This is a genomic window from Nocardia puris (assembly GCF_036051655.1).
GTDB lineage: Bacteria > Actinomycetota > Actinomycetes > Mycobacteriales > Mycobacteriaceae > Nocardia > Nocardia puris.
In genome coordinates this window covers 5995499-6013922 of the sequence record NZ_CP107943.1, presented here as the reverse complement: position 1 = coordinate 6013922, position 18424 = coordinate 5995499, and the positions used below count along the sequence as shown (strand labels likewise).

The following is an 18424-nucleotide window of genomic DNA, read 5'->3' as shown; positions in this document are numbered from 1 at the left end:
GAGAACCGGAGCGGGCGCGCTAGCGTGATCCGTTGTGTCGGACAGTGGTATGGATCTGCGCTCCTATGTTCCCGCCGAGGAGGTCAGGGCCAGGGGGCGGGCCCTGCGCGAGACCACCCCGGTGACGGTGCGCGATCGCCAGGCGCGCGGCGAGCGGCGCCCCGAGGTGCTCGACTACATCGAGGCGACCCACCGCGACCGCCTGCCGCACCTGGTGCCATTGCGGGTGGGCCGCATGATGTCGGACCCGTTCACGTTCTATCGCGGCGCGGCCGGGCTGATGGCGGCGGATCTGGCGGGCGGACCGGTCAGCGGGCTCGACGCCCAGCTCTGCGGCGACGCGCACGCCGCCAACTTCGGCCTCTACGGCACCGCGCGCGGCGAAATCGTCATGGACATCAACGATTTCGACGAAACCATCACCGGGCCGTGGGAGTGGGATCTGGAGCGCCTGGCCGCCAGCCTGGTGTTGGCCGGGCGCGTCTCGGGCGCGAGCGAGGACGACTGCCGCCGCGCCGCGCGCGACGCCGCCCGCTCCTACCGCGTGGCCGTGGACCAGCTGGCGGATCTGCCGTTCATGCAATCCTGGAGCGCGCTGCCCGACGAGTCGGTGCTCGACCGTGCCCAGGCGCACGACCTGATCGACGACTTCGAGAAGGCGGCCAAGAAGGCGCGCAAGAACACCAGCGCCAAGGTGGCCGCCAAGTGGACCCGCCACCTCGACGATCACGAAACCGACGTGCGCAAGCACGAATTCGTGAGCGACCCGCCGGTGCTGACCCCGGTGGCCGAGGACATCGAGTCCGAGGTCGTCGACGGGCTCGAGCGCTACGCCGACACGCTGCGCGAGTCGCGGCGCAATCTGCTGGCGCGATTCGCGTTGTCCGACATCGCTTTTCGCATCGTCGGCACCGGCAGCGTCGGCCTGCACAGCTATGTGGCGCTGCTGCACGGCAACGAGGGCGAGGTGCTGGTGCTGCAACTCAAGCAGTCCATCCCCTCGGCGCTCGCGCCGTATCTGCCCGCGCCACCCGTGCGCCACGAGGGTGAGCGAATCGTGCGGGGCGCCAGGCTCGTTCAGGCCGACACCGACATTCTGCTCGGCTGGACGACGTTGCGGCTGGGCGGACGCGAACTGCCGTTCATCGTGCGCCAGTTCCGCAATCTGAAGGGCAGCATCGACCCGGCCGGGCTGTCGGCCGACGATCTCGACGACTACGGCAGGCTCGCGGGCGCGCTGCTCGCGCGGGCGCATTCGCGCTCCCTGGACCCGCGCCTGCTCGCCGGCTACCTGGACGGGGACGAGCGTTTCGACGACGCCGTCACCGCGTTCGCGGTGCGCTACGCCGACCGCACCGAGGCCGACCACGAGGAGCTGGTGCGGGCCGTGCGCGCGGGCCGCCTGGCCGCCGAGATCCCCGAGTGAGGCGACCGACACGCCGTAGGTCGGCCCGAGCCGCGCGCGCCACGCGCGCGGGCTCGTATCCTGTCCCCTGTCGAGTGACGACGTGAAGGGCGGTCGCGAATGCTCGTACGAGTGCAGAACCCGGCAGGCACCAATGCCGAACGGGCGCTGATCGACTGGCTGCGCACCTGGAAGGATCCGGCCAGCCCGCACGGCGTCGCCACCATCAACTGCAGCCTCTTCCACGAGAACCGGCTGCACCAGTTCGACGCCGTCGTGTGGACGCCCACCAGCTGCGTGGTGATCGAGGCCGAGGCGCTCACCGCCCGCCAGGACGGCGTGCTCGACATCCCGCTCAACGGGCCGTGGGTGATCGACGGTGAGCCCGTGGTGCTGGAAGGGCGCGACCGCCGCACGCCGCTGGAGCGGTCGCGCGAGCACACGCACGCGTTGCAGGACTGGCTCGCGGCGCGCGGTCTCGGCCAGCGCGCCGTGCACGGCGTCGCGCTCGTCGTCCCGCTGCGCGGCACCGAGCTGAGCATCGAACAGGCCTGGAGCGACCCGAGTTTCGACGTCATCCTGGGCAACGACCCGGCCCGGCTGCGGCACTACTTCGACACGCTGGCGCAGAGCGAGAAACACCTGTGGACGGTGAACGACATCGCCATCGCCTTCCGCGGCCTGGGCATCCTGCCCTATCTGCCCGCCCCGCAGGAACTGCTCAACGAGGGCTTCCTCGGCCCGGTGGAGATCTCGCTGTGGCACGGCGGCCCGAACCAGGCCCAGGCCGAGGCGTACGCCGAGGAGCTGGCGCAGGCCGAAAAAGAGGCGCACCGACCGGTTTTCGCCGTCGAAGCGCCCTGGTACAGCCCGTGGAAGCTGTACCCGCCCGAACGCGGTGACATCGATATGGGCCGGGCCCTCATGCGCGCCGTGCTCACGGTCGGCATGCTCGTCGCGTTCGCGTGGGCGCTGTGGTTCGTCATCACGGCGATCCTCACCTACGGCCCGGGGTAAGCCAACGCCTTCGGCGAATTGCTCGGCATCCAGTGCCGTTGCAACAGGTGTGGGCCTTGGTCGCGAAGTCCCAGAAGTTTGCTTTGTGGACCGGGCCGGTGTCCGATGGTGGTGGGGCTGGCTCAGGCTTGATAGACCGGGCAGGGTTTGTTGAGCTGGGCTCGGGTTCGAGGAGGAGCATTATGGTCGAGGTGGAGGTCACCCGCCGTACCGTCACCTTCCGGGTGGTCGGCAGTCACCGGTTGTGGGCGCTGCGGCGCACGATCACGGTGCCCTCCGACGCCATCGGCGAGGTCGCTCGCGCCGAGCCCGAGTTGCGCCCGCCCTGGTTGCGGGCGCCCGGCACTTACCTGCCCAAGGTGATCGCGGCCGGTACCTATCGGGATGGCAAGGGCCGCAAGGAGTTCTGGGACACCACCTTCCGCGGCAAGGCGATCCGCGTCGACCTGGCGTCCGGGCCGTTCACCCGCCTCGTCGTGGACGTCGACAACCCCGACGCCACCATCCGCAAACTCATCCGCGGCCGCGAAAGCTAACGCCTTCGGCGTATTGCTCGGCATCCAGTGCCGTTGCAACAGGTGTAGGCCTTGGTCGCGAGGTTCGAATAGGTTGCCTTGTGGACGGGGCCGGTACGCGATGGCACCGGCCCCGCGGGGAGAAGTGCTAGGCGCGTTCGTAAACGCTGGCGTCGTCCAGCATTGCCGCGCGCAGCATGTTTTCCGGCACGCCCAGCCCTTCCACCAGCGTCAGCGCCTGGGGGCGCAGGCGGTCCACGAGCTGGTTCACGCCGCGCCGCACCGCCTTGGCGCGTTCCACCGACATGAATCGGTGCATGATGAACCAGGCGGAGTTCTCCTCCAGCAGCGAGTACACGAACAGGTCGCAGACGTCGTCGGCCAGCGCCTTGGCCTCCGGGTCCTGGATGTCGGCGATGCCCTCGATGAACGCCTCCAGCACCAGGCGGTCGATGTGGGCGGTGCCGGCGGCGAGGATGTGGTCCTGGGCGTTATTGAACGCCTCGAACGGCCCGGTGTCCTTGGCCCGGGCGCGCAGCCGGTGGGCGGCGGTGCGCACCAGGTAGTCCTCGCGGTCGGCCAGCAGCTGCAGCTGCACCGCCCGGCGGGACAGGTCGCCCTCGTCGACGTTCTCGTCGCTGCGGTCGCGCAACGTCTGGATCAGCTGGCGCACGCCGGTCTGCTTGCGCACCACGTCGCCGGCCATGGTGGCGGCGAAGCGCACCCAGCCCAGCGCGTCGAGGTCGCGCACCTCGTCGGAGTAAGCGGTCAGCAGTTCCTTGGCGACCAGCTGGGTGAGCACCACGTTGTCGCCCTCGAACGTGGTGAACACGTCGGTGTCGCCCTTCAGCGTCACCAGGCGGTTCTCGGTGAGATAGCCCGCGCCGCCGCACGCCTCGCGGCACTCCTGGATGGCGCGGGTGGCGTGCCTGGTCTGGGCGACCTTGAGGCCCGCGGCGCGCTTCTCCAGCGCCCGCTGCGCGCCCGGCGCCAGATCCTGGCCGGTCTGCACCAGGTGCATGCGGCGCACCAGATCGTTCTGTGCGAAGGCGTAGGCGTAGGACTTCGCGACCAGCGGCAGCAGCCTGCGCTGGTGGCTGCGGTAGTCCAGCAGCACCGTCTCCGCGCCGGTGTCCGGATCGGAGAACTGGCGCCGCTTCAGCGCGTAGCGCACCGCGATGCTCAACGCCACCCGGGCGCCCGCCGCGGCCGCGCCGCCCACGCTGACCCGCCCGCGCACCAGCGTGCCCAGGGTGGTGAAGAAGCGGCGGCTGGGGTTGTCGATCTCCGAGGAGTAGGTGCCGTCCTCGGCCACGTCGGCGTAGCGGTTGAGCAGGTTCTCGCGCGGCACGCGCACGTTGTCGAAGACGATGCGCCCGTTGTCGACACCGAGCAGGCCGCCCTTGAGCCCGTCGTCGGAGGTGGTGACGCCGGGCAGATCCGCGCCGTGCTCGTCGCGGATCGGCACCAGCAGGCAGTGCACGCCGCGGTTCTCGCCGCCGGTGATCAGCTGCGCGAACACCGCCGCCATGGTGGCGTGCTCGGCCGCGCCGCCGATGTAATCCTTGCGTGCGGACGGGGTCGGCGAATGGATCACGAACTCTCGGGTGTCCGGATCGTAGGTGGCCGTGGTCTCGAGGCTGGCCACGTCGCTGCCGTGCCCGGATTCGGTCATCGCGAAACAGCCGAGCAGGTCCAGGCTGATGAGCCGCTCGATGTAGGGGCGGTGCCGTTCGGTGCCCAGGTTCTCCACCGCGCCGCCGAACAGTCCCCATTGCACGCCGGACTTCACCCACAGCGAGAGATCGGCGTAGGCGAGCATCTCCAGACCGGTCACCGCCGCACCGGGCTCGCCGGTGCCGCCGTTCTCCCGGCGGAATCCACGTTCGGCCAGACCGAGTTTCGTGATGGCGCGCATCTGGTCGAGCACGCGGGCGCGCGCCGCCTTGTAGTCGAGATACGGGTCTCCGGTGAATTCCTCCCCTGCCAGTTGGATCCTGGCCTCCTCGCGAACCGCGCCCCACGGTCCGTCGAGTGCCGCGCGTAGGTGATCTGCCGTCGTCGAGCTACCGGTAGCCATGTACCCGACCATAGCCGCCGCCGGTGTCGGGTGGTCGACGCAAAACCCTTGCCGATCCGATTGAACGAGTGTTTAATTTATTGAACACGCGTTCAACGAGAGGGGACCCATGACGAAGGCGGCCGACGCGGACCTCACCACCGCGGCCCGCATCCGGGACACGGCGATCGAGGTGTTCGGCGCGCGGGGATTCCAGGTCGGAGTCCGCGCCATCGCCGCCGCCGCGGGCGTCTCCCCCGGTCTGGTCAATCACCACTTCGGGTCCAAGGAGGGGCTGCGCACCGCTTGTGACAACCGCGTGCTCGAGCTGGTCCGCAGCCAGAAGCTGCGAACCCTCACCTCATCGGACACGGCCAAGGGCATCCTCGCCGCCATGGCCGAGATCGACGCCTACGGTCCGCTGCTCGCCTATCTGGTGCGCAGCTTGCAGGCCGGCGGCCCGGTCGCCGAATCGCTGTTCGAGCGCATGGTCGACGACGCCTACGACTACATCGAGCGCGGAGTCGAGGCGGGCGTGATCAAACCCAGCCGCGACCCCATGGCGCGGGCGCGCCTGATCGTGACCCTCAATACCGGCGCCGTGATGCTCTGGGTCCAGCTCCACCACGCCGACGGCGAGGAGGTGGACTTCGCGCAGGTCATGCGGGCGGTCGCCGAGGAGTTCACCCCGCCCGTGCTCGAGATCTACACCCAGGGTCTGCTCGCGGACCCGTCCCTGCTCGACATCCTCACCAAGGAGAAGTGATGACCGACGTCATCGATATCCGCGGCCTGCGCAAGACGTTCGGCCACGTCACCGCCCTCGACGGCCTCGACCTCACGGTGCGCGACGGCGAGATCCACGGATTCCTGGGCCCGAACGGCGCGGGCAAGTCCACCACCATCCGCGTGCTGCTGGGCATCCTGCGCGCCACGTCCGGACGGGCCGCGGTGCTCGGCCGCGATCCGTGGACCGACGCGGTCTCACTGCATCGCGAATTGGCCTATGTGCCGGGCGATGTCACGCTGTGGTCCGCGCTCAGCGGCGGTGAGACCATCGATCTGCTGGCGCGCATGCGGGGCACCCTGGACCCGAAGCGCCGCGACGAACTGGTCGAACGCTTCGACCTCGACCCGACCAAGAAGGCGCGCACCTACTCCAAGGGCAACCGGCAGAAGGTGGCGCTGATCTCGGCGCTGGCCTCCGACGTACCGCTGCTGCTGCTCGACGAACCGACCTCCGGCCTGGACCCGCTGATGGAGCAGGTGTTCCGCGACTGCGTGCGCGAGGCCAACGACCGCGGCACGACGGTGCTGCTGTCGAGCCACATCCTCTCGGAGGTGGAGGCGCTGTGCGACCGGGTGACCATCATCCGGGCCGGGCGCACCGTCGAGAGCGGCACCCTCGCGGACCTGCGGCACCTCTCGCGCACCGCCATCACGGCCGAATTGCTCGGTGACCCCGGCGATCTCGGCCGCATCCCGGGCGTGGCCGACATCGAACTGGACGGCACGACCCTGCGGTGCCAGGTCGACAGCGAACACCTCGGCGAACTGATCCGCGTGCTCGGTGACGTCGGGGTGCGCAGCCTCACCAGCGCGCCGCCGACGCTGGAGGAACTGTTCCTGCGCCATTACCACGTGGACGGGCAGTCCGCCGACACCGCGACCGAGAGCGCGGTGGCGTCATGACCGCCACGCTCACGGCGGGAGGTGCGCATCGCGCTCCCGCCACCACCACCGTGCGGGGCGTCGTGGCCGACTTCACGGGCACCGGCCACCTGCTGCGCCTGGCGCTGCGCCGGGACCGAAGCGTGTTGCCGGTCTGGGCGATTCTCATCGGCCTCATGCCGGTGTTCCAGTTCCTCAGCATCCGCGACCTGTACACCACGCAGGCGCAGCTGGACACCTTGGCGCAGACCACCGCCGCCAATCCGGCGCTGCGCGCCATGTACGGGCCGGTGTTCAGCTCGGAGCTCGGGTCGATCGGCACCTGGGAGGGCGGGGCGATGTACTCCGTCATCGCGATCGCGGCCGTCCTCACGGTCATCCGGCACACCCGCGTCGAAGAGGAGTCCGGGCGTGCGGAGCTGGTGGCCTCCACCGCCGTCGGGCGCTTCGCCGGGCTCACCTCGGCGCTGCTGCTGACCTGGGGTGGCGCGCTGCTCGCCGGAATCGTCTGCGGCGCATCGCTGTACGCGTCCGATCTGCCCGCCGCCGGGTCGGTGGCGTTCGGCGCGGCGCTGGCCGGGTCGGGTGCGCTGTGGGCGGGTGTGTCGGCCGTGGCCGCCCAGGCGAGTGCGGGCGCCCGGGTCGCGCGCGGTGTGGCGTTCTCGGCACTCGGCGCGGCGTTCGGCCTGCGCGCCGCCGGTGACGCGGGAAACGGTGTGCTGTCGTGGTTCTCACCGCTGGGGTGGAGCGCGCAGATCCGTCCGTTCGCCGACGAGCGCTGGTGGGTGCTGATCCTGTTGTCCGGCGGCACCGCGCTCACCGTCACGGCGGCGTATTCGCTGCTGCGGCACCGTGATACGGGCTCGGGCATGCTGGCCGAACGGCCCGGCCCCGCCCGCGCGGCCCCGACGCTGAACGGGCCGTGGGGATTGGCGACGCGCTTGCAGCGCGGCACCCTGCTGGGTTGGACGTTCGGGTTCGTGCTCTACGGCCTGCTGATCGGCGGCACCGTCGGCAGCATCGGCGACATGCTCGCCGAGAGCGAGGAGCTCGCCGAACTCGTCACCCGCATGGGCGGTTCGGAGAGCCTGGAGGACTCCTTCATCGCCTACGCCGTCACCGTGCTGGCCGCCGCGGCCGCCGCCTATTCGGTGTCGGCGGCGCTGCGCCTGCACGAGGAGGAGACCGGCACCCGCACCGAGTTGGTGCTGGCCTGCTCGGTCGGCCGGATCCGCTACGCCGCGAGCCACCTCGGCTACGCCCTGCTCGGCCCGGCGGTGGCCCTGCTGGCCGCGGCGCTCGCCATCGGCGGCATCCACGGCGCCACCACCGACGACCTCGGCGGGCAGTTGTCCGGCACGCTGGGCGCGGCCCTGGTCCAGCTCCCCGCGGTCTGGGTCGTCACGGGACTCACGGTCGCGCTGCTCGGCTTCCTCCCCCGCTACGCGCCGCTGGCCTGGGGCGTCCTGTCCACCCTGATCGCCGTCTACTTCATCGGTTCCTTCGACCTGCTCCCCGACTGGACGATGAACCTCGTCCCGTTCAACCACCCGCCCAAACTCCCCGGCGCCGAATTCACCGCCACCCCGATCCTGTGGCTCCTGGCGATCGCCGCCGCCCTCCTCACGGCGGGGTTGTTCGCCTACCGGCGCCGCGACATCGGCTGAGAGAGCTCGACAAAAAGGTGACCCCGTCCGGGCCTGAACCGGGCGGGGTCACCTCGCGCGCCGGGCGATCGGGGCCGCGGCGCGCATCCCGGACGGCAGGAAGCACGCCGCACCGGAACATCTTTCGAGTCGGGCGTCAGGTCAGGCCGAGCTTGCCGGCGAGGCGTTCCAGATAGGCGCGGACCTCGTCGGCGGAGCGGTCGGGGACGCCGAAGACGGCCTCGGTCACGCCCCGCTCGGCCCAGTGGGCCAGTTGGGCGGCATCCGGGCGGCCGGCCAGGGCGATGATCTCCGGAGCGCCCTCGCGCCCTTTCTCGCGCCAGACCCGGTGCAGGAGTGCGATCTTGTCGTCGATGCCGCCTTCGGTGGGAGTGGTGATCCAGCCGTCGGCGTTGTCGGCGAGCCAGCCGAAGGTCTTCTCGGTACCGGCCGCGCCGAGCAGGACGGGGATGTGCTTCTGCACCGGCTTGGGCCACGACCAGCTGGCCCCGAACCGCACGAAATCCCCACTGTAGGAGGCCTCTTCGTCGGTCCAGAGGGCGCGCATCGCCTCGAGGTGCTCGCGCAGCACGGTGCGGCGCTTGTTCGGCGGCACCCCATGGTGGGCGAGTTCGTCGGTGTTCCAACCGAATCCGACACCCAGGCTGACCCGGCCGCCGGACAGATGGTCCAGCGACGCGATGGTCTTGGCCAGCGTGATGGGGTGGTGTTCGGCGGGCAGCGCCACCGCCGTGGACAGCGTGATCCGCTCGGTCACCGCGGCCGCCGTGCCCAGCGCCACCCACGGATCGAGGGTGCGCAGGTAGCGATCGTCGGGCAGGCTCGCGTCCCCCGTCTGCGGATGCGCCGCCGCGCGCACCACCGGGATGTGGGTGTGCTCGGGAACGTAGAACGAGGAGAACCCCGCCTGTTCGGCCGCCGCCGCGGCCTCGGCGGGCGTAATGCCCCTGTCACTGGTGAACAACACGATTCCGTACCGCACCGTCCGCACTCCCATCGCCGGAAACTAGAACAAGTTCTACCATCCTCGACGGCCGTGTCCAAGGGTTCGGCCTCGATCGATACGCGGCGGGCGCGCGGCGTGTGCCAGGGCACGATGCCGGACCCCACCCCGGGCGACTACGTTCGCGGGCATGGATGTGGACGCGCTACCGGGAGGAGACAATGTCGATCCGCGAGCCGATCCCATCGGCCGGCGGCACCGGCGGTGGCCACCGAAGGCAGTGAAACTGCCGGTGGTCACGCAGGCCATCAGCCTGCTCGTCGCCGACCGCCAAGCCACGGCCGACACCATCGTCGCCGCGCCCGCGCCGCTGCAACCGATCGATCTCACCGACGACGCCGCGGTGGCCGAAGTGCTCGGCCTCGCCATCCGCGTCGGCGAGGTGGTGCTCGCCTCGGGCACCGGCGTGGTGGACACCGCCACCCAGGTCCGCTTCATCGCCGCCACCTACGGACTGGCCCGCTGCGACGTCGACGTCACCTACGACTCCATCCGCATCTGGGCCGACCGCGGCCCCCAGCTCCCCCCGGCCAGCACCATGCGGGTCGTGCACTACCGCTCGCTGGACTTCACCCGCCTGGCCGCCGTCGACCGGCTGACCCGCCGCATCCGCACCCAGGTGGTGCCGCCCGACGAAGCCCGCGCGGCCCTGGACGCCATCGTCACCGCGCCCCACCCCTACCCGAGGTGGTCGGCGACGTTCGGCTGGTCGCTGCTCGCCGCCGCCATCGCGGTGCTGCTCGGCGGCGGCGCGCTCGTCGCCGCGGTCAGCTTCGCCACCACCGCCGCCATCGATCGGGTGAACCGGCTGCTGAACCGCTTCGGCCTGCCGTTCTTCTTCCAGCACATGATGGGCGGCCTGATCGCGGTCACCCCCGCCATCGTGCTCACCGCGCTCGCCGAACCGCTGCAACTCGAGGTGGACTCCACCCTGATCGTCGCCGCGGGCATCACGGTGCTGCTCAGCGGTCTGCAACTGGTCGGATCGGTGCAGGACGCGATCACCGGCGCACCCATCACGGCGACCGCCCGCATGCTCGAGGTGGTGATGATGACGGGCGGTATCGTCGCGGGTATCGCGCTGGCGCTGCGCTTGGCGCAGGTGGCGGGACTGCCGGTGCCCTCGATCGAGATGACCTCCGGCCGCGACATCACCGATCTGCCCGTCAAGATCGCGGCGGGCGCGGTGGCGGCCGTGGCGTTCGCGCTCGCCTGCTACGCGGAGCGGCGCGCGCTGGCCGCCGCGGCGTTCGGCGGCGCGGCGGGCACCATCTGCTACTTCCTGGTGCAGCAGGCGGGCTTCGGGCCGGTCATCTCCTCGGGGGTCGCGGCCACCGCGATCGGCATGGCCGGCGGTCTGATGGCGCGGCGCGCGCTCACCCCGCCGCTGGTCGTCGCGGTCGCGGGCATCACGCCGCTGCTGCCCGGACTCGCGGTCTACCGCGGGCTGTACTCGTTGCTCGACGACGATCCGCTGCTCGGCCTGAACCAACTGCTCGGCGCCTTCGGCATCGGCTGCGCGCTGGCCGCGGGCGTCACCCTCGGCGAATGGTGCGACCGCACGCTGCGCCAACCCCAGATCCTCAGCCGCTTCGGCTCCCTGCGCCGCCCCATCATCGTGCGCCGACGCCGACGCCCAGGACCCCCGACCTCCCGTCCCAAACCCATGCGCTGAGCACGCCGGGCGGGCCTGTGCCGGGACCGGCGATGCGGGTTGCGGGGGCCGCTCCCCCGCGACCGCTCGGGCGGCGCACGCCCCCGGACCCACCCACCGAGCGCGGGCGTCCGGCACACTGGGACTGTCGTGGGAACACCGGTGCGCGAGAAGATCGAAAACGGTATCGTCGGACCGGTTGGTTAGGGTAGCCATACTTCGCGGGTCGCCGCAGAGGAACGAGGTGGAGAACCATGTCGGAGACGGTGCCGTTCTCGGCGCGCATCCAGTCCGCCACCGCACGTCAGCACGAGCAGGCCGAGAACTCGAGCTTCATCGGTGACATGCTGGGCGGCGCGCTGGGGATCGATTCCTACCACCGCTACACCGGCCAGTTGTGGTTCGTCTACCGCGCCCTGGAATCCCGCTGGGAGGAGCTGGCGGCCGATCCGGTGGCGGGTCCGTTCATCAAGCCCGAGCTGGCCAGGACCGCCGAACTGGAACGTGATCTCGCGGCGCTGCTCGGCACGAACTGGCGCGCGGAGGTCACGCCGCTGCCGGCCACCCGCACCTACGCCGAGCGCATCGAGGAGTGCGCCCGCGACTGGCCCGCGGGCTACGTGGCGCACCACTACACCCGCTACCTCGGCGACCTGTCGGGCGGCCAGGTCATCCGCGGCACCGCGGAGAAGCTGTGGGATCTGCCGCGCCGCGGCGACGGCGTGCGGTTCTACGTCTTCGACGGCATCGCCAACCCGGCGGCGTTCAAACGCGAATACCGGGCACTGCTCGACGATCTCAACGTCGACGAGCTCGAGCGCAGGCGGGTGCTGGAGGAGAGCCAGCGCGCCTTCGACTACAACACCGCGCTCTTCGCGGAGCTGGCGGCGGAGTTCCCGGCCCGCCGCCCGTCCTGAGCCGGTCAGTACGCGCCCTCGCCGCGGGCGACCGCGCCGAGGGTCTTGGCGATCAGCAGCAGATCCAGCACCATGGACCAGTTCTCCACGTAGGACAGGTCCAGGCGCACCGAATCCTCCGGTGACAGATCGGATCTGCCGCTGACCTGCCACAGTCCCGTGACGCCCGGTTTCACCAGCAACCGCCTGCGCGTCTCGCCGTCGTAGCAGTCCACCTCGCGCCGCACCTGCGGGCGCGGGCCGACCACGCTCATCTCCCCGCGCAGCACGTTGAGGAACTGCGGCAGCTCGTCCAGGCTGAATTTGCGGATCACGCGCCCGACCGGCGTCACCCGCGGATCGTCCTTCAGTTTGAAGAACACCGGATTCCCGCCGTCCGCCTCGATCAGCGCCGCCACCTCGCGATCGGCGTCGGCGTACATACTGCGGAACTTGATCATCCGGAACGGCAGCCCGCCGCGCCCGATCCGCTCGGAGAGGTAGAAGACCGGCCCGGGGCTGGTGAGTTTCACCGCCACGGCGATCGCGACGAGGACGGGCGCGATGGCGAGCAGCACGATCCCCGCGGAGCACAGGTCGAACACCGCCTTGCCGGTCGACTTGGCGCGGTCGTACTGGGGTTTGGCGATGTGCTGCATGGGCATTCCCGCCACCAGCCGATTGGTCAGACGGGTGCCCGCCACGTCGACCACGCCGGGCGCGACGATGAGTTCCACCCCGAGCGGGTCCAATTCCCAAGCCATGCGGCGCAATTCGGCCGGGCCGAGATGTTCGGTGGCCGTCACCGCGACGGTGTCGGCGCCGCTGCGGCGCACCGCGTCCAGAACCGTGCGATCGTCACCCACCACCGAGACCATCCGCCCCGACGCCTCGAAACCGCCGTGCGCACCGCGCGGAACGCACACACCCACCACGCGATACCCGGAATCCGGGTCCTGGGAGAACGCGTCCGCCATGGCCCGCGCCGCCTCGGGGACGCCGACCACCAGCACCGAGGTGAGGTATTCGGCGTACCCGCGCCTGCGACTCCTGGCGTGCACGCGCCAGCCCAGCCTGCTCAGCATCAACCCGAGCAGGCCGAGCGGGAACGCGATGGCCAGATACCCACGCGCCACATCGATCCGGAACAGCAGCGACACGATCGCCAGCGCGCCGAACAGGCGCAGCGTGGCCGCGACCAGCCGCCGGTACTCCTCGGTGCCGCTACCCACCACCTGGGGCGAGCGGGTGTGACAGACGGCGAGGAATCCCACCCAGGTGAGGGCCAGCGACAGCGACACCGCCGTGTACCCCACGTCGTAGGGCAGATTCCACGCCAGCGGCGGCGCGACGGGTCCGCCGAAGCGGATCAGCTGCGCCAGCCCCACCGCCGCCGCGACCACGACCGAGTCGGTCACCACCAGCCTGCGAATGTAGGTGGCCTGCCAGCGTTCTCGCGCGGAGCGCGGCGCCGCGAGGCCGTCGCCACCGATCTCGTAGGTCATGGAACTCATACCTCCCCCTGGGAGTGATTCGTCGCCCCGATCCCCGTCGATCGGGCCCGCCGCCCCGCACCGGACCGCCGGCGGGATGCTCGCTCTGTCGACGGCCAACAGACGATTGTTACAGAACAAATTGCGTTTCGGGAATCGGATCGCAAGGCGCGCAAGGTATTCCGACAATTAGCTGAAGACTCGCGCACGGGGAATTCACCGCGGATATCTCGAACCCCGCCACGGGAATCTCACGAAGAACCCTCGACGGACGATTGCCACCAGGTGTCCGACCGGCATGCCGCACACGGCGTGTCACCGGTAGCGAGACGCGAACTCGGTCCTTTTCAGCCGATTCACCCACCGCCTGCGCGCCGGTGTGAGAAATGCCCCCCCGTGCGGATTTCCGCATTGATCGGCCGGCACTGTTCACGGTTCCCGCGTATTCCGATGCGTATTGGGAGAATTGAGTTCGGCGCGCCGAGAGGTTCGCATCCACGGATTCATCGCGCCGTCCGCGCGACCGGATCATTCCCCACCCACAAGCGCCCGGCGCGAAGGCGGTCCCCCGAGGATGCCGACCTCGGCGGCGGGCGGTACCGGGTCGCGACGGACGACTGGCCGCACGCCCCACAGACCGCGACGCCGGGAGCACCGATACGCGAACCACGAGGGGCGCCCTGAACAGTCACAGTGATAGCTGAAGATTAGCGACGCCCGGTACCCGCACTCGAAGTAACTGGAAAAGCTTGTCACACATACCGTTTGACCTGGTGCGATGGGTGAGGATTCCCACACCGTCGCGGAGCCGCCCCCGCTTGCCCCGGCGACGCCGCACCCATTACTGTTCCCTATCAGTCAGGACGAAGGTGTTCCTACTTTCGGCCCGGCCGCAGTTCTGGGGGGCCGAATCGTCGATGCCCGCATTCACCGCCGCATGCCGGATCACATTGTGCGACAACAGGTTCGAGTGAACAGCAGGAGGAAACGATGGTCTCCTACATCGTGACGGGCGGAACCGGATTTCTCGGGCGGCGGGTGGTGCAGGGCCTGCTCGACGCCGACCCCGACGCCATCGTCCACGTGCTGGTCCGCCCCGCGTCGGCGGCGAAGTTCGCCGAGCTGGCCGAGAACTGGCACGGCGGCGAGCGCGCGTTCGCGCTGCCCGGCGACCTCACGGCCGAGCACCTCGGCCTGCGCCGCGAGGCGCCGCAGGCCGACCACATCGTGCACCTGGGCGCGGTCTACGACATGACCGCCGACGAGCACACCTCGCACGCCGCCAACGTCACCGGCACCAAGTCGGTGATCGCCCTGGCGCGCGAGCTGGGCGCGGTGCTGCACCACGTCTCCTCGGTCGCCGTCGCGGGCGACCACAAGGGCAAGTTCTTCGAGGAGGATTTCGACCTCGGCCAGAACCTCACCTCGCCCTACCATCGCACCAAGTTCACCGCCGAGAAGCTGGTCCGCGAGTCGCGTGACCTGCGCTGGCGGGTGTACCGGCCCGCGATCGTGGTCGGTGACTCGCGCACCGGCGAAATGGACAAGGTGGACGGCCCGTACTACTTCTTCCCCGCCATCGCGAAACTGGCGAGCCTGCCCGCGGAACTGCCGGTGCCGCTGCCCGACCTGGGCGCCACCAATATCGTGCCGGTCGACTTCGTCGCCGACGCCATGGTGGAGTTGGTGCGCAGGCCCGGCCTCGACGGACGCACCTTCCACCTGGTGAATCCGGAGCCGCAGCCCTTCGACGCCGTCTACGGCGCGCTGGCCGCCGCGGCCGGCGGACCCACCGGGATCGGCCCGGTGCCCGGCAGCGGCCGCGTCCTCGAGGGGCTCGCGCAGCTGCCCGGCGTGCCCGCGGTCCGCGATTTCCTGTTGGGGCAGGTGGGGATTCCGGCGGAGGTCGCGCCGCACACCTCGTTCGCCTCCGAGTTCGTCTCCGATTTCACCCAGGCGCAGCTGCGCCCGAGCGGCATTACGGTGCCGCCCTTCGAGTCCTACGCCGAACGGCTGTGGACCTTCTGGCGCGAGAACATGAACCCCGACCGCGACCGGCCCGTCGCGACCGGCGATCAGCTCGCCGGCCGCACGGTCCTGATCACCGGCGCGTCCTCGGGGATCGGCCTGGCCACCGCGCACGCCGTCGCCAAGCGGGGCGCGATCGTGCTGATGGTGGCGCGCCGCCGCGACGATCTGGCCGCCGCGGCGGAGTCGGTGCGCGCCGAAGGCGGTGTCGCGCATGTCTATCCGTGCGACATCACCGATCCGGCCGGCGTCGACGAGCTGGTGCGCACCGTGCTCGACGAGCACGGCCACGTCGACTACCTGGTGAACAACGCGGGCCGCTCGATCCGCCGCGCGGTGGTGAACTCCACCGACCGCATGCACGATTTCGAGCGCACCATGGCGGTCAACTACTTCGGCGCGGTCCGCCTCATCCTCGGCCTGCTGCCGTCGATGCGGGCCCGGCGCTTCGGCCACGTCGTGAACATCTCCTCGATCGCGGTGCAGACCAAGGTCCCCCGGTTCGCCGCGTACGTGGCGAGCAAGTCGGCGCTGGACAATTTCAGCGAGATCGCGGCGGTCGAGAATCGCGATGCGGGCATCACGTTCACCTCGGTGCGGATGCCGCTGGTGCGCACGCCGATGATCGCGCCCACCGACCTGTACCGGTCGCTGCCGGTGCCCGATCCCGACCGGGCCGCCGCCATCGTGGTGCGCGCGCTGGAGGATCGCCCGGACCGCATCGACACCCCGGTCGGCACATTCGCCCAGGCCGTGGAGTTGCTGTTCCCCTCGGTGAAGCGCACCATCCTGCACCAGGGGTTCCGGATGTTCGGGGAGTCCACCGCCGCCCAGGGCACCAAGGTTCCCGCGCAGGTGTCGCCGGGCGCGTCCGCGGACAGCCCGTCGCGCGGCCCGCTCACCCTCCTCGCGCCGGTGATCCTGCCGCTGATGGCGTTGCCCAACCCCGCGGCGCGGGTCGCCCGGGTGGTGCCGGGTCTCCAGTGGTGAGCCCCTGCTGAGCACAGACGATGGGGCCGGATCGCGAAATCCGGCCCCACCGTTCGTCTTTCGACGGGTTCAGATCCGGCTCACCGCGAAGTGCGCGGCGGGCCGGATCGCCCATCCGTACAGGGTGTGCGCCCCGGTGTCGATTCCGCTACTGCACACGGGATCGCCTCCGGCACAGTAGTTCCCGGTGCGTTCCGCGTAGTGCCCCGGCACGCCCCACCCGGCGAGCCGCAGCGGATCACCGAACAACAGCACCGCCGCGATCCTCGGCGCCAAGGCAGGTGGCGCCGGATGGACACCGGGCACCGTCGTGACGAAACCCGTACCGAGTACGCCGTGCGTCACGACCGCACCCTGCGAATACCCCACCAGGAGGAAGCGCTGATGCGGGCAGCGCGCGGACTGCTCCACGAGATGCCGTGTCATATCGCGTGTTCCGTCGCTCAGCGAGGACGGCGCCAGCAGGTCGGCCGGGTAGCGCACCGCGTACGCCGACGCACCCGCGGGCAGCACCTGCCGCAAGGTGCCGAACAGTGGATCGCCGACGACGGCGCCCAGCCACCCGGGTTCCCCGGTGCCGCGCGCCACGACCACATCGACGGGAGCGCAGGCGTCCGCGGACGCCCTGGTACCCAGCCCTGTCGCCGCCCCGATCCCGACCACCAGCAAGAGCACCGCGAATACCCGTGCCAGTCTCCGGTTTCCGTGCAGAGTTCCCTTCCGATTCGCCATGTCGACCACCCACTCACGCCGTTGTGAGACTCACCGAGTGACGATTGTCACTGACAATTACTCGGTATCCGCGAGGGTACGAACGGCGGGGTATCGCGTCGAGCGATGCGATCCAACCGACACCGGTTCAGTGCACAATCGTTGTGCGCGTGGCCGATTCGCGCGAACAGGCGGCTGCGCCCGGCCGTGCGGCGACGCCGCGCGAGACGAGTCCCGCGCGGCGGCAACCTCATCCGGTGAGTACCCCGTCCACGCCTCGGTTATCCACCCGGTGACGACGAATTCGGCGTGGCCGCAGCCACTCTCAGCATCCTTCCGGCAAATGCCTGCGGCAAGGACACGAGGGTGCCCCTGGCGCGAATGCTGTCGCCGGGCGCAGGCAGGTGCAGGGCGCGCGCAGCGCGCGGAGGAAGGTCCGGTGTCGATCACGGCTCACAGCGCACGGCGTCCACGTCCACCGGCGGCGCGGCGGTCGCGGGCGGGGCCGGGTCCGGTACGGCGACCGGCGAGCCGTACAGCGACGCGTCGACCGGAACCACCCCCGAATCCGGCGATACACCCTCGATCTCCACTTCCCGCCCGAACGCGTCGGTGATGCGCAGGGCGAACGGCCCCGCCCCGGCACCGGAGACGGTCCAGTAGTTGTCCATGCCCCGGTACAGTTCGCGCCAGTGGCCGTCGGAGCCGCGTAACGCCACCTGCCGCAGCGGATTTCCCGCCCCGGTCACGAGCACCGCGAACCACGCGGGCGACGAGTCCGGCTTCACCACCACGCTCAGCCGCGGCGCGGGCTCGGGGTCGCGCACCAAGTTGTAGCCGACCGGCGCGACGCCCTGCGCGCGATCGGCGATGCGGTCGAAGGCGGCGGCGCTCAGATCCACCTGTCCCGGAGCACATCCCGGGCAGCGGTCCGCCACCAGCACCCGCACCTCGCCGCGCGGCCCGCGCACATCCAGGTACGCGCCGCACAGATCGGCCTGCCCGTACTCGGTTCCCGACAGCCCGACGTACAGGCCGTCGGGCGGCAGATCACCGAACGAACACGCCACAGCCTGCGACGACGCGTAATACCTGGCCTCACCCGGCACCTGCGGCCCGGCGTGCGTCGGCCGCGCCGCCACACCGGATCCGCCGAACGGGAAGGTCTTCGTAGCTACCACCCGCTCGCCCTCCGGCGGCACAGACTCACAACCCGCCGCGCCCGGCCGGGCAACCCATACGCCGACCGCGACCGCGACCAGCGCGGCACCCACCGCCGACCACCAGAACCCACTCCGAAAACCGCGCTGCTCCA

The 18424-nt window shown here is 70.5% G+C and carries 14 protein-coding genes; 9 read left to right on the top strand and 5 right to left on the bottom strand.

The annotated features are described in order from the left end of the window. The first annotated feature begins 49 nt into the window (after positions 1-49). From OHB21_RS27825 to OHB21_RS27815, 3 genes are all read left to right on the top strand, one after another. On the top strand, positions 50-1426 hold the full coding sequence (locus tag OHB21_RS27825; RefSeq protein WP_195124502.1) for a DUF2252 domain-containing protein: 1377 nt from the start codon (positions 50-52) through the stop codon (positions 1424-1426). Positions 1427-1537: 111 nt separating this feature from the next. Beyond that, on the top strand, positions 1538-2422 hold the full coding sequence (locus OHB21_RS27820; RefSeq protein WP_324191948.1) for a nuclease-related domain-containing protein: 885 nt from the start codon (positions 1538-1540) through the stop codon (positions 2420-2422). A 182-nt stretch (positions 2423-2604) separates the two neighbouring features. After that, positions 2605-2958, top strand: a complete 354-nt coding sequence (locus OHB21_RS27815) for a hypothetical protein (RefSeq protein ID WP_067502405.1) — start codon at positions 2605-2607, stop codon at positions 2956-2958. Positions 2959-3085: 127 nt separating this feature from the next. Here the strand turns inward: OHB21_RS27815 and OHB21_RS27810 are convergent, their stop codons facing one another. Continuing rightward, a complete protein-coding gene (locus tag OHB21_RS27810; RefSeq protein ID WP_067502591.1) occupies positions 3086-5017 on the bottom strand; it encodes an acyl-CoA dehydrogenase family protein in 1932 nt (643 codons plus the stop codon). Positions 5018-5126: 109 nt separating this feature from the next. Between OHB21_RS27810 and OHB21_RS27805 the strand changes: the two genes are divergently transcribed. The 3 genes from OHB21_RS27805 to OHB21_RS27795 are packed head-to-tail and all read left to right on the top strand — an operon-like array spanning position 5127 to position 8334. Beyond that, the gene (locus OHB21_RS27805; protein ID WP_195124156.1) at positions 5127-5762 is read left to right on the top strand and encodes a TetR/AcrR family transcriptional regulator; all 636 of its coding nucleotides are present in this window, start codon (positions 5127-5129) and stop codon (positions 5760-5762) included. Then, positions 5762-6688 carry an ABC transporter ATP-binding protein gene (locus tag OHB21_RS27800; RefSeq protein ID WP_067502412.1) on the top strand — a complete coding sequence of 309 codons (927 nt, stop codon included), beginning with the start codon at positions 5762-5764 and terminating at the stop codon, positions 6686-6688. Before OHB21_RS27805 ends, OHB21_RS27800 begins: the two co-directional genes overlap by 1 nt. Next, complete coding sequence (locus tag OHB21_RS27795) at positions 6685-8334, top strand: ABC transporter permease (RefSeq protein ID WP_195124155.1); 1650 nt, start codon at positions 6685-6687, stop codon at positions 8332-8334. Before OHB21_RS27800 ends, OHB21_RS27795 begins: the two co-directional genes overlap by 4 nt. Positions 8335-8470: 136 nt before the next feature. On the opposite strand, the gene OHB21_RS27790 is transcribed toward OHB21_RS27795, so the two are convergent. Continuing rightward, entirely contained in the window at positions 8471-9316 is an 846-nt protein-coding gene (locus OHB21_RS27790; protein ID WP_195124501.1) for an LLM class F420-dependent oxidoreductase, read from the bottom strand. A 247-nt stretch (positions 9317-9563) separates the two neighbouring features. Between OHB21_RS27790 and OHB21_RS27785 the strand changes: the two genes are divergently transcribed. Together OHB21_RS27785 and OHB21_RS27780 are read left to right on the top strand one after the other, a co-directional pair. Next, positions 9564-11012 carry a threonine/serine exporter family protein gene (locus OHB21_RS27785; protein ID WP_067502597.1) on the top strand — a complete coding sequence of 483 codons (1449 nt, stop codon included), beginning with the start codon at positions 9564-9566 and terminating at the stop codon, positions 11010-11012. Positions 11013-11245: 233 nt separating this feature from the next. Beyond that, positions 11246-11908, top strand: coding sequence for a biliverdin-producing heme oxygenase (locus tag OHB21_RS27780; protein WP_067502418.1), 663 nt, complete (start codon positions 11246-11248; stop codon positions 11906-11908). A gap of 5 nt (positions 11909-11913) precedes the next feature. Here OHB21_RS27780 and OHB21_RS27775 read toward each other — a convergent pair whose 3' ends face one another. Next, the gene (locus OHB21_RS27775; RefSeq protein WP_228788435.1) at positions 11914-13401 is read right to left on the bottom strand and encodes a sugar transferase; all 1488 of its coding nucleotides are present in this window, start codon (positions 13399-13401) and stop codon (positions 11914-11916) included. Positions 13402-14370: 969 nt separating this feature from the next. Here OHB21_RS27775 and OHB21_RS27770 point away from each other — a divergent pair. Then, a complete protein-coding gene (locus OHB21_RS27770; protein WP_067502421.1) occupies positions 14371-16398 on the top strand; it encodes an SDR family oxidoreductase in 2028 nt (675 codons plus the stop codon). A gap of 69 nt (positions 16399-16467) precedes the next feature. On the opposite strand, the gene OHB21_RS27765 is transcribed toward OHB21_RS27770, so the two are convergent. Together OHB21_RS27765 and OHB21_RS27760 are read right to left on the bottom strand one after the other, a co-directional pair. Beyond that, the gene (locus tag OHB21_RS27765) at positions 16468-17130 is read right to left on the bottom strand and encodes a cutinase family protein (protein WP_113975032.1); all 663 of its coding nucleotides are present in this window, start codon (positions 17128-17130) and stop codon (positions 16468-16470) included. A 425-nt stretch (positions 17131-17555) separates the two neighbouring features. Continuing rightward, the gene (locus OHB21_RS27760; RefSeq protein ID WP_195124154.1) at positions 17556-18383 is read right to left on the bottom strand and encodes an expansin EXLX1 family cellulose-binding protein; all 828 of its coding nucleotides are present in this window, start codon (positions 18381-18383) and stop codon (positions 17556-17558) included. Positions 18384-18424 lie beyond the last annotated feature (41 nt).